Here is a 10,995-nt window from a genome sequence, read left to right on the forward strand (position 1 = left end):
CACGTACTTGTAAATAATTCTCAATATAATTAGCATCCTTCTCCTCTTCCCTGTAAACGCTGGGCAAAACCGCCCTCCTCCTGCGAGCAGACCGATCCCATGAGCCCGATGCCCGCCTTGCAGCCCACGCCCGACCCCGAGCAGGAAGCCCTGGAGTGGTTCTCGCGCCTGCGCCAACCCGGCTGCGACGAGGCCCTGCGCCAGGCATTCGCCAGCTGGTGCCAGGACCCGCTCAATGCAAGGGCCTATGCCCAGCTCGAAGCCTACTGGCAGCAATTGCAGGTGCCGGCGGCACGCCCGCGACCACGCATCGCCAAGGTTCGTCGCAGCCGGGCCGGGCTGTGCCTGGGGCTGCTGTTCCTGCTGCTGGTGGGCGCCCTGGCCTGGCTCTACTGGCCCGTGATGCAGCGCCTGGGCAGCGAACTGCATACCAACAGCGGCGAGCGCCGCAGCGTGCGCCTGGCCGATGGCTCGACCCTGCACCTGGACAGCGCCAGCGCGATGAATGTCGACCTGCGTGGGCGCACCCGCCAGCTGCAGCTGGTGCAGGGCCAGGTCTACCTGGAGGTGATGCTCGATGGCCGGGCCATGGAGGTGCAGGTCGATGACACCCGGATCCAGGTGTTCGGCACCCGCCTGCAGATCGCCCGCCATGCCGACCACGACGAACTGGTGGTGTTCGGCGGCAAGGCTGCGGTGTTGCAGGGTGGCGACCAACGCCTGGTCAATGCCGGCGAACGGGTGACGTTCAGCGAAAGCCGCATCAACTCGGTCGAGAAGATCGATGCCAAATTGGCCGATGCCTGGCGCAGCGGCCAATTGAAGGCCAGGAACCTGCCGTTGAGCGAGGTGCTGGAGCGCCTGGCCGATTACCGTGGCCAGCGCGTCTGGCTGCTGAACGAGCAGGCCGCCTACCAGCGGGTCAGCGGTGATTTCGACCTCGACCACCCGGCGCAGAGCCTCGAGCGCCTGGCCGCCGACCAGCAACTGCGCCTGCACAACCTGCTCGGCCACTGGTTGATCGTGCGCTGATGCGCCCTTCCCGGCTAAGTTTTTGAAAGGTTGGCAATTTTTTTTAAAAACGTTGTTGACAGGATCGCGATTCGAGCTAATAATGCGCGCCAAGTTGGCTACATAGCTCAGTTGGTTAGAGCATAGCATTCATAATGCTGGGGTCCGGGGTTCAAGTCCCTGTGTAGCCACCACCTTTTAAAAGGGCTTATCGAAAGATAAGCCCTTTTTCTTTGCCTGCGAAAAAGCTACTTCACGCCTGCCACCACCACGGCCAGCCCCAGGCTGATCAACGCCACGCCGATGACCCGGTCGACCACCACCTGCCGCTCGATCATCGCCCGACGCAGCAAGTGGTTGGAAAAGAACACCGCCACCAGGCTGAACCACACCCAATGGGCGAACGACATGAACGCGCCATAGGCGAAGTCCAGCGCCAGCGGGCTGCCGGGCTGCACCACCTGGGTGTAGGCACTGACCACGAAGAGCATGGTCTTGGGGTTGAGCGCGTTGGTCAGAAAGCCCGTGCGCAAGGCGCTCGCCACATTTGTCTCGCTGTGCGCCAGGCCGTCGAGGCTTATACGCGTGGTATTGGTCAGCGACTTGTAGCCCAGGTACACCAGGTAGCCCGCCCCCACCACCTTCATGGCCAGGAACAGGGTCGGGCTCTGGCTGATGATCACGGCGATGCCGAGCACGGTGTACAGCACATGCACCTGCACGCCCAGCGCGATGCCCACCGCTGCCGCGAGACCGGCCTTGCGGCCCTGTGCATAACTGCTGCGGGTGACCATGGCGAAGTCGGCGCCGGGGCTGATGACGGCCAGGAGGGTGAAGAGGGCGACGGCGATGAGTTCGTTCACGAACAGGTATCCTCGATAGGCGATGAAAATTCACTTGTGCCGTGATTATCGAGGCAGCATCAATTGCTAAAAATCGATTTATAGTGAGGCAAATACGCTAGTTAATTTCACAGATATTCTGAGGCTGTACTGGCCTCTTCGCGGGTAAACCCCGCTCCCACAGGCTCGGCATGAAGGTCAAGATCGGTGATAAACCTGTGGGAGCGGGTTTACCCGCGAAATGGCCGGCAAGGACAACAACGTCATGAAACTGCCCCCCCTTACCGCCTTTCGCTACTTCGACATCGCCGCCCGCACCGAAAGCTTCGTGCGCGCTGCCGAGCACCTGCACGTCACCCACGGCGCCGTCAGCCGCCAGGTGCGCCTGCTCGAGGAAAGCCTCGGCGTGGAACTGTTCGAACGGCGCAACCGGGCGATCTTCCTCACCCGCGCCGGACGCGACCTGCAGGCCACCACCCAGGCGATCTTCGAGCAACTGGAGGGCGCCGTGCAGCGCCTGCACCAGCAAGCCCACGACAACGTGCTGGTGGTGTCCTGCGAGCCAACCATCGCCATGCGCTGGCTGATTCCGCGCCTGCCGCGCTTCCATGCCCGGCACCCCGACCTGCAACTGCACCTGGTGGCGGCCGGCGGGCCGGTGGATTTCGCCCGCGGCGGCATCGACCTGGCCCTGCGCCGCGATGACTTCCACTGGGACCGCCAGCTGCACAGCCTGAAGATCTGCGATGAATGGATCGGCCCGGTCGCCACGCCGGATCTCAAAAACCAGCGCCTGCTGCACAGCGCCACCCGCCCCGACGCCTGGGCCAACTGGCTGCGCCTGAGTGGCCAGGACTTCCGGCAAACGGCGCGCAGCGACTTCGAGCACTTCTACCTGTCGATCCAGGCCGCCAGCGCGGGCATGGGAATGGCCATCGCCTCGGCGCTGATGGTGCGTGACGAACTGGACAACGGTCAGCTACAGGCGCCGTACGGCTTCCTGCGCGATGGCTCCGGCTACCACCTGCTCAGCCCGCAGCCACTGGATGACGGCAGCAAGCGCCAGTGTTTCGCGCAGTGGGTCGGTGACGAGTGCCGGGCCTGCCTGGCTCATCTGGGCTTGCTGCAGAACGACGAACCGGCCCTGCCGTCACCGCCCCAGGTGCGATAGCCGGCCGTGTCGATATGGATGCGCCCCGAAGGGTAACGGCCCAGCCCCATGTTCCAGGCCTGGCCGTGCTGCTGCCAGAAGCGGCACAGCGGGCTCGGGTCGACCCCGCGTGGCAGCAGCAGGTCGACGGCGAAGGCGCGCATGTGCGCACTGCTCGGCGCGCCGCCGGCACAGGTATTGAGCCGGGGATCGCGGTAGGCCGACACCACTTCGAACTGACGCAGGATGCCCTGCCGGTCGAGGGTCTGGATCAAGGCCAGCGTCGAGCGCACCGCCGGCCAATGGCTCGCTGGCGCCACCGCGAAGGGCGAGGCCTTGCACTGGCGCCAGTCCGAGGCCGAGCGCAGCAACTGATGGATCGGCACCACGCCATACAGCCGGGCGTCCACCAGCATTTCACGAAACCTGCGGTTCTCGTGATCCCCGGCCCATTGGGCGAACATCCACACATCACGCTCATCGGCCTGGACTGCACCGAGCCCGATCAACGCGCTAGCCAATAGCCATGTCCTGGCGCTTTTCATTCCCCCACCTCTTCGTCCACCATGGGCGCGCCCGCCGTCCTGGCGGCCACTGACAAGGAGTTAAGCATGCACAAGATTGCTGTATCGGGCCTGGCCGCCCTCGCCTTCAGCGGCCTGGCCATGGCCGACGCGCAGATCGACCTGGGCGACGCCCAACGGGTCACCCGGTTGTTCGCCTACCCCAACAACTGCAACGTGATCTGCTACCGCGACTGGACACTCGAGAAGACTGTCGAGCACTACCTCACCCAGAGCGTGCAGCGCGATGGCTACGCCAACGCCAAGGTCACGGTGAACCGCGACAACGACAAGTTGCACGCCAGCATCACCGGCGTGCCGGCCAGCTATACCGAACCCTTGCGCAAGCTGCTCGACAGCGGCGAACTGGCCTACCAGGGCGCCACCCGCCTCAACCAGAAAGGCGGCTGGGACTACAGCTGGTACCTGTTCCTGCCCCTGGGAATGGCCCTGGAGAACCGCCGCAGCGTCGAGCTGCTGCACTTCCCGCCGGACTACTCGCTGACCCGCTATCAAGACTACCTGAAGTCCAACACCACCGACCGCTGGGCAGAGCTTCTGACCTTCAACGGCGTCGAGGCCGCCCAGACCCCGGCCTACCAGACCATCGTCGATATCGCCCCGATCGCCGCGCCGGCCAGCGCGGGCAAGGACCTGGAAGGGGTGTACAGCTACTTCAACGATTACCAGGTGCGGATGGTCAAGGAAGTGGCCCTCACCCACGACGGCAAGACCGCCTTGCCGATGGTCGCCTTCGGCGCGCCGGTGCGGGCGTGGATCCAGCAGCAGTACGGGCCGAAGGTCAACGTGCTGGGGCTGGTCAGCATCGCGCCGGAGCCGGACAGCGCCAAGGTGCCCGTGCTCGGCGCCAACCATCCGAGCGCGATCTGGTACGCCGCCGACCCGAAAAGCTACGACGGCGACCAGGACAAGGCCGACGCCGCGGGCCTGAAGATGATGGGCCAGGACCTCTCCGCCGCCTGCTGGCAGGCCGGCATGGGCCGCAACCCGCAGGCCGATGCCAAGCTCACCCTGCAGGCCTGCACCAGCAAGTGGCAGGTGACCCAGAAGAAGCAGACCTGCGAGCTGTTCTACCGCACCATCCGCGACATGACGCCGGAACAGGCGGCGGCCAAGTGCAATACCGGGGCGGTGACGCGGAGCCTGCGCGATCTGCGCAAGCCCTTGGAGACCAACGAGACCGACCGGGCGCTTTGAGCCGCCCAGTCGATCGCTCCAGGTAGCCTGGGCCAAAGGGGCGACTGCGCCCCTTTGGCGTCAAACGCAGTTAGAAGCGCTCGTCGCGCAACGCCGGCAGGGTGATGTCACGCACGTAGCTGGAAGATGACAGGCTCAGCATCATCCGGCACACCTGCACCACATCGTGCACAGGGATCAGCGCGCCCTCCCCGCGTCGCTCGGCCTGGGCCAGCGGCACATCCAGGCCGTCCTCGGTGTTCAGGTAGCCGAGGTTCAGGCAACTCACGCCCAGGCCCTGGTCGCGGAAGCCTTCGCGCAGCGCCTCGGCAATGCCGCGCAGGCCGAACTTGCTGGCGCCAAAAGTCACCTCTGGCCGCCCGCTACCAGGCAGGCCCGAGGTCGAACCGGTAAGAATGATCCGTGGCCGGGGGCTTTGCAGCAGTACCGGCAGCAGGCGCTTGATCAACAGCAGCGGCGCGGTGATGTTGGTGTCGACCATGCGCTCGATCTGCGCCTCGTCGTCGTCGAGGAAGCTGTAGCCCTCGTCAAAGGCCCCCGCCTCCCAGATCCCGACGTTGTAGACCAGCACATCCAGCCCGTCCCCGGACACCGCCTCGTGGATGATCGCGGCGGCCTGGCGCGGCTGGCCGAGGTCGGCCTCGATCCAGCGTACCGCGCCCGGCAACGCCGCCGGCCGGGTGCGCGATACACCGACCAGCGTATCGCCTACGCCACCCAGGCCCTGTACCAGCGCCCGTCCCAATCCCTTGCTCGCACCGACCACTAGAATTCGCATCGAATCACTCCCTATGGACTGCGCCAGATAGTACCCTGCCCAACCCAGCAAATCAGTCGGAAATGCCAGGACACCGTGGACAGAGATCAACTCGAACGCAACCAGATCCCCTTCTATTTTGTCGCCGTGGCGCTGGCCGCCGCCCTCGGCCTGCTGGCACCGGGCGCCGCCGCCCCGCTGGCGGCGCTGGTGACCCCGGCCATCGCCGTGCTGATGTACGCGATGTTCCTGCAGATCCCTTTCCTCGACCTGCGCGCGGGCCTGGGCAAGCGGCGTTTCATGGGCGCGCTGCTGCTGGCCAACTTCGTGCTGGTGCCGCTGTTGGTGTGGGCCGGCACTCGTGGCCTGGTCGAACACCCCGCCGTGCTGGTCGGCGCCTTGCTGGTGCTGCTGACGCCCTGCATCGACTACGTGGTGGTGTTCACCCATATCGGAAAAGGCGACTCGCGCCTGACCCTTGCCGCCACGCCGGTGCTGCTGCTGGTGCAACTGGCGCTGCTGCCCTTGTACCTGGCGCTGATGCTCGAAGGCGCCGGTAGCGTGGAAATCTCGCTGGTGCCCTTTATCGAGGCGTTCGTGCTGTTGATCGTTCTGCCGCTGTTGCTGGCTGTCGCCAGCAGCGCCGGGGCGCGGCGCTCGACCCTGGTCGCGAAGTGGAACGACGCCTGGGCCTGGCTGCCGGTGCCGGCCATGGCATTGGTACTGGTGGTGGTGATCGCTTCGCAGATCGGCGTGGTGGCCAGCCGTCTCGACGACCTGCTGCCGGTGCTGCCGGTGTATGTCGGCTTCGCCCTGCTGGCACCGCTGCTCGGATTGCTCGCGGCGCGGCTGTTGCGGTTATCCACAGGCGAGGCCCGGGCGGTGACTTTCAGTGCCGCCACGCGCAATTCGCTGGTGGTGCTGCCGTTGGCGCTGGCGTTGCCGGAGTCGATCCGGGCGCTGGCGGCGGCAGCGGTGATTACCCAGACCTTGGTGGAGCTGGTCAGCGAGTTGATCTACATCCGCGCCGTACCGGCGTTGATTCGCCGTTAAGCCAGTTGCAAACGCCACTGGCCGCAATGGCTGAAGCGCACCTCGGCCAGGGGCGGCACATCGATCCGCTGGAAGGACGCCAGGGGCGCAGCCAACGCATGCAGCATCGCCGCGCGGATGACAAAGGGATGGGTGATGGCGAGCCACTGGCCAGGCAACAGGGCGCTGTCCATCCAGATGGCGACGCGCTCGCACAAGGCGGCGATCGACTCACCGCCATGCGGCGTGGCATGCGGGTCGGACAGCCAGGCCTGGAGGGCGTCTTCGTCCAGCTGCTTGAGAGGCAGGCCCTTCCACTTGCCCAGGTCGCAGTCGCGCAGCCCCTCATCGACAGTCGCGTTCAGGCCCTCGGCCGTCTGCCGGGCACGCAGCTCCGGCGCGGTGAGGCAACGGGCAGTTGTCGATAGCGGTGCCGGAGGATCACGCAGCGGCTCGTCATCGAACGCGAAGCGGCCAACCCGCTGCGCCTCGGTGCGGGCGTGGCAGACCAGGGTGAGGTGAATGGGTTTCATGGCTGGCGCGCGCCCTCCCGCACAGCCGGGCCACCCAGACGGGCGGCCCGGCATGCATCACTTGCCGATCTGGATCTTCGGTGCCCACTCCAGCCAGGCATCCTCGGCCTTGTCGAACAAGGCGAAGGTCTGCTGCGGCCGCGCCGGGTTGCCCATCTGCTCGCCGTCCGGCGTGGCGAAGGCAATCCCACCCTCGATCAGGGTCTCCACCGACTCGGTGCGCACCGTGGCGCCCTTGAACAGGCCCCAGTCGAAACCGAAGCCGCTGCTGTTCCAGAAGCGGCTGCCGCCGCGTACCAACCCGGCGTAACGCGGCTCGATCAGGATGTGGATAAGTACCCGGTCGGCGGTCTGGCCCAGCTCGAAGCCGGTGACCCTGCCGACCGTGACCTCGCGGTAGGTCACCGGTACACCCGGCTTGATCGAGCCACGGCGCGCCGCGCTCAGGGTCAGTGGCAGGCCGACCTCCTCGCCTTTTACTTCCGGCGCATCGCTCAGGGCGATGAAGTCACGCTGCGGCCCCTTGTCCTTGAGCGCCGGCAGCACCTCCAGGTACTGGCCGCCGATCAGCGTGTCGAGGTTCTGGGTACGCACCAGGCCCAAGGCCGGCTTGACCACCCAGAACTGGGTACCGGCGCGGGCGATGCGCTCGGCCGCCTGGGTGATTCGTGCACGGAGCAGCACGGCCTGCAGGTCGGCGGTCAGGTCGACGCTCTCGACACTGCCCACATCCAAGCCACGGAAACGGATCGGCGTGCCCGGCTTCAGGCCCTCGGCGCGCTCCACGCGGATGGTGACCAGGGTACCGGCACGGTTGGCCGCATCCTGGCTTTCATGCAGGCGGAAACGCGGAATGCGGCGCTTGAGCGGCACATCCGGTTTCGGCGTATCGAAGGCGATGCCACCGGCCATCAGCGTCTGCAACGACTCGCTCTTGACCTGGATCCCCGAGAGGCCGCCGGTCAGGGTGATGCCACTGGCATTCCAGAAGCGCGAGGAGCCGTTGACCAGGTTCTCGTATTCCTTCTCGATGTGCACCCCGATCAGGATGCGCTTGCTGTTGCGGGCGAACTGGTAGCTCTGCACGCTACCCACGCGCACCTGGCGATACATCACCGGGCTGCCCACTTCCAGCGAGCCCAGGGTATCGGCGAACAGCACCATGTGCCGGCCCGGCGCCTTCAGGTCCAGCGGCGGCGCCTTGGGTCGCGCCTCGAACTCGCGCAGCGGCTTGGCACCCGGCTCACCCGGGCGTACGGCAATGTAGTTGCCCTTCACCAACGCCTCGAGGCCGGTAATGCCGGCAAGCGAAATGGACGGCTTGACCACCCAGAACTGGGTGCCTTCGACCAGGTAGTCCTCGGCCAACGGATCGAGGGTCAGCTCGGCCATGGCAGTGGAGAGGTCGCCTTCGACTTTCAGTTCCTTCAGCGTTCCCACCTGGATACCTTTGTACAGCACCGGCGTGCGGCCCTTCTGCAGCCCCTCGAAGTCACTGAGCTTGACCTTGACCCGGATGCCGGCCTGGGCGGCGTCGAAGTCTTCGTACAGGCGGAACGGCAGGCTCGGATCGGTGGGCGGGCTGTCCTTGCGGTTTTCCGGCGTGGCGAAGGCGATACCGCCGGCGACGATGCTCGACAGCGACTCGGTACGCACCTTGACCCCGGACAGGTCGGCGTCGATGCTGACCCCGCTGGCGTTCCAGAACCGCGTGTGCTTGCGCACCAGGCTGGCGTAAGCCGGGGCGATGAACACCTTGATCTCCACCGTGCCCTGGTCTTCGGACAAGCGATAGCTCTTCACCCGGCCCACCTGAATCTGCTTGTAGAACACCGGACTGTCACGGTTGAGCGAGCCAAGGCGCTCGGCCTTGAGGACAAGATGCAAACCCGGCTCGCTATCGGACAGCGGCGGGGCCTCCTTGAGCGCAGTGAAACGCTTGGTCTGCTCGCCCTCCCCCGGATCGACGGCGATGTAGTTACCCGACACCAGCGTCTCCAGTCCCGTAATGCCCGCCAGGCTGACGCTTGGCTTCACCAGCCAGAATCGCGTGCCCTTGGTCAGGTGCGGCCCTGCCTCCTTGCGCATCTCGATGGTGGCGACCACCCCGCGGTTTTCCCCCTTGTCATCCAGCACCAGGGCGACGACCTTGCCCACCGACATGCCCTTGTAGATGACCTCGGTCTTGTTGGCGACGATGCCCTCGCCACTCTCGAAGCGCACCTGGATCTCGATACCGGCATCGCTGTAGGCCTTCCAGGCCAGCCAGCCGCCAATCGCCAAGGCAATCAACGGCAGGATCCAGATAGCCGACCAGTTCGAAGCGGGGCGGGTTTTAGCCGTAGGCAAATCACTCATGGTCGTCATCCGACTCCGTGTTGTCCCAGATCAGTCGGGGATCGAAAGTTAAAGCGGCGAGCATTGTCAGGATCACCACGGTGGCGAAGGCGACGGCGCCCAGATTGGCTTCGACACTGGCGATGCGGCCGAAATTCACCACCGCCACCAGGATGGCGATGACGAAGATGTCCAGCATCGACCAGCGGCCGATGAATTCGATGAAGCGGTACATCAGGATGCGCTGGCGCGCCGAGAGCGGCTGGTGGCGCTGCACCGAGTACAGCAGCAGGGCGATGCCGACCAGCTTGAAGGTCGGCACCAGGATGCTGGCGATGAACACCACCGCGGCGATCGGCAGCATGCCATGCTTCATCAAGGTGATGACGCCGGACATGATGGTGTCCGGACTGCCCTGGCCGAGCGCGCTGACAGTCATGATCGGCAGCACGTTGGCCGGGATGTAGAGCACCATCGCCGTGATCAGCAGCGCCCAGGTGCGCACGATGCTGTTCGGGCGCCGGGCATGCACCACCGCGCCGCAGCGGGTGCAGGTCTGCGAGGTGCTGTCCGGCTCCTGGCGATTGAGCTCGTGACATTCGTTGCAGACCAGGATGCCTGCATCAATCGCCCGCATGGACATCCTCCCCCGACAAGGCCACCCAGATCTGGTGCGGCGACATGACCACCTCGAGCCATACCTGCACCAGCAACAGGCTGATGAAGCAGAACAGGCCCAGGCCGATACTCAGTTCGGCCAGGTCGACCAGCTTGACGATGGCCACCAGCACGCCCATGAAGTAGACCTCGAGCATGCCCCACTCACGCAGGTGGTGATAGATACGATAGATCAGCAGGCCGTAGCTGCGGCCGATATCCAGGCGGATGCTCAGCAGCACCATCAGTTGGCAAAGCAGCTTGAGCAAGGGGATGGCCATGCTGCACAGGAACACCACCACGGCGATGCCGCGCATCTCTGAGTTGTACAGACCAAGCACACCGCTCCAGACGGTGTCGTCGGAGGTCTGGCCGAGCAGGTGCAACTGCATGATCGGCAGGAAGTTGGCCGGCACGTACAGCAGCAACGCGGTCAGGACCAGGGCCAGGCTGCGGTTGATCAGGTTGTGGCGATGGGCATACAGCTCGTAGCCGCAGCGCGGGCACTGGGCCTTCTCGTCATTTTGCAGCGTGGTCTTGCGCATCAGCAGGTCGCACTCGTGGCAGGCCACGAGTTCGTCCAGCGGCATCTGCGCGAGCGCTTCGGGATCGACAGGGTTGGGCATAAAGGCATTCTGAATGGATGCGTCGGCTCTATTCTAGTGTTCCGACTCGAATTGTGGGAGATGGCCATTATGAGGAACTGTATCGGTAGCCGGGTCACATTTTCCGCAAGCGAATCGCCCTCCCTGTAGGAGCGGCCTTGTGCCGCGAAAGGGCTGCGTAGCAGACCCGGCGATATCAGCTTGATGCACAAATCCTGGGGCCGCGTTGCGGCCCTTTCGCGGCGCAAGGCCGCTCCTACAGGGGGAGACTGTGTTTATTTTGCAACGCA

The 10,995-nt window shown here is 65.2% G+C and carries 11 protein-coding genes and 1 tRNA gene; 5 read left to right on the forward strand and 7 right to left on the reverse strand.

The window, feature by feature from the left end; all coding sequences use genetic code 11:
* Positions 1 to 99 precede the first annotated feature (99 nt).
* Positions 100 to 1,032, forward strand: coding sequence for a FecR family protein (locus POF53_RS02445; protein WP_244670932.1), 933 nt, complete (start codon positions 100 to 102; stop codon positions 1,030 to 1,032).
* Positions 1,033 to 1,128: 96 nt separating this feature from the next.
* A tRNA-Met gene (locus tag POF53_RS02450) sits at positions 1,129 to 1,205 on the forward strand.
* A gap of 54 nt (positions 1,206 to 1,259) precedes the next feature.
* Here POF53_RS02450 and POF53_RS02455 read toward each other — a convergent pair.
* Positions 1,260 to 1,874 (reverse strand): LysE family translocator, encoded by a 615-nt coding sequence (locus POF53_RS02455; protein ID WP_203648050.1) that lies wholly within the window; start codon positions 1,872 to 1,874, stop codon positions 1,260 to 1,262.
* Between the two features lie 244 nt (positions 1,875 to 2,118).
* On the opposite strand from POF53_RS02455, the gene POF53_RS02460 reads away from it, so the two are divergent.
* Entirely contained in the window at positions 2,119 to 3,024 is a 906-nt protein-coding gene (locus POF53_RS02460) for a LysR substrate-binding domain-containing protein (RefSeq protein ID WP_232857376.1), read from the forward strand.
* Here POF53_RS02460 and POF53_RS02465 read toward each other — a convergent pair.
* Entirely contained in the window at positions 2,964 to 3,524 is a 561-nt protein-coding gene (locus POF53_RS02465) for a YcbK family protein (RefSeq protein WP_498966208.1), read from the reverse strand. The two genes, POF53_RS02460 and POF53_RS02465, sit on opposite strands and share 61 nt — an antisense overlap.
* 90 nt (positions 3,525 to 3,614) lie before the next feature.
* Between POF53_RS02465 and POF53_RS02470 the strand changes: the two genes are divergently transcribed.
* Positions 3,615 to 4,784, forward strand: a complete 1,170-nt coding sequence (locus tag POF53_RS02470) for a hypothetical protein (protein ID WP_203648052.1) — start codon at positions 3,615 to 3,617, stop codon at positions 4,782 to 4,784.
* A 70-nt stretch (positions 4,785 to 4,854) separates the two neighbouring features.
* Here the strand turns inward: POF53_RS02470 and POF53_RS02475 are convergent, their stop codons facing one another.
* The gene (locus POF53_RS02475; protein WP_232857380.1) at positions 4,855 to 5,562 is read right to left on the reverse strand and encodes an SDR family NAD(P)-dependent oxidoreductase; all 708 of its coding nucleotides are present in this window, start codon (positions 5,560 to 5,562) and stop codon (positions 4,855 to 4,857) included.
* 75 nt (positions 5,563 to 5,637) lie between these two features.
* Here POF53_RS02475 and POF53_RS02480 point away from each other — a divergent pair, with 75 nt between their 5' ends.
* Positions 5,638 to 6,594, forward strand: a complete 957-nt coding sequence (locus tag POF53_RS02480; protein WP_498966211.1) for an arsenic resistance protein — start codon at positions 5,638 to 5,640, stop codon at positions 6,592 to 6,594.
* On the opposite strand, the gene POF53_RS02485 is transcribed toward POF53_RS02480, so the two are convergent.
* The 4 genes from POF53_RS02485 to POF53_RS02500 are packed head-to-tail and all read right to left on the reverse strand — an operon-like array spanning position 6,591 to position 10,726.
* A complete protein-coding gene (locus POF53_RS02485; RefSeq protein ID WP_232857382.1) occupies positions 6,591 to 7,106 on the reverse strand; it encodes a histidine phosphatase family protein in 516 nt (171 codons plus the stop codon). The two genes, POF53_RS02480 and POF53_RS02485, sit on opposite strands and share 4 nt — an antisense overlap.
* Before the next feature lie 57 nt (positions 7,107 to 7,163).
* Positions 7,164 to 9,464 carry a PqiB family protein gene (locus POF53_RS02490; RefSeq protein WP_254465219.1) on the reverse strand — a complete coding sequence of 767 codons (2,301 nt, stop codon included), beginning with the start codon at positions 9,462 to 9,464 and terminating at the stop codon, positions 7,164 to 7,166.
* Positions 9,457 to 10,080 (reverse strand): paraquat-inducible protein A, encoded by a 624-nt coding sequence (locus POF53_RS02495; RefSeq protein ID WP_186714227.1) that lies wholly within the window; start codon positions 10,078 to 10,080, stop codon positions 9,457 to 9,459. Before POF53_RS02495 ends, POF53_RS02490 begins: the two co-directional genes overlap by 8 nt.
* On the reverse strand, positions 10,067 to 10,726 hold the full coding sequence (locus tag POF53_RS02500; RefSeq protein ID WP_203648056.1) for a paraquat-inducible protein A: 660 nt from the start codon (positions 10,724 to 10,726) through the stop codon (positions 10,067 to 10,069). The genes POF53_RS02495 and POF53_RS02500 overlap by 14 nt, the downstream gene beginning before the upstream one ends.
* Positions 10,727 to 10,995 lie beyond the last annotated feature (269 nt).

Source organism: Mitsuaria sp. RG (genome assembly GCF_028369275.1).
GTDB classification, from domain to species: Bacteria; Pseudomonadota; Gammaproteobacteria; order Pseudomonadales; family Pseudomonadaceae; genus Aquipseudomonas; species Aquipseudomonas peradeniyensis.

Bases quoted from the DNA above. Each gene is read 5' to 3' on its own strand.
- POF53_RS02475 (WP_232857380.1), bottom strand. From the start codon at position 5,562: ATGCGAATTCTAGTGGTCGGTGCGAGCAAGGGATTGGGACGGGCGCTG.
- POF53_RS02445 (WP_244670932.1), top strand. From the start codon at position 100: ATGAGCCCGATGCCCGCCTTGCAGCCCACGCCCGACCCCGAGCAGGAA.
- POF53_RS02470 (WP_203648052.1), top strand. From the start codon at position 3,615: ATGCACAAGATTGCTGTATCGGGCCTGGCCGCCCTCGCCTTCAGCGGC.
- POF53_RS02495 (WP_186714227.1), bottom strand. From the start codon at position 10,080: ATGCGGGCGATTGATGCAGGCATCCTGGTCTGCAACGAATGTCACGAG.
- POF53_RS02485 (WP_232857382.1), bottom strand. From the start codon at position 7,106: ATGAAACCCATTCACCTCACCCTGGTCTGCCACGCCCGCACCGAGGCG.
- POF53_RS02460 (WP_232857376.1), top strand. From the start codon at position 2,119: ATGAAACTGCCCCCCCTTACCGCCTTTCGCTACTTCGACATCGCCGCC.
- POF53_RS02500 (WP_203648056.1), bottom strand. From the start codon at position 10,726: ATGCCCAACCCTGTCGATCCCGAAGCGCTCGCGCAGATGCCGCTGGAC.
- POF53_RS02490 (WP_254465219.1), bottom strand. From the start codon at position 9,464: ATGAGTGATTTGCCTACGGCTAAAACCCGCCCCGCTTCGAACTGGTCG.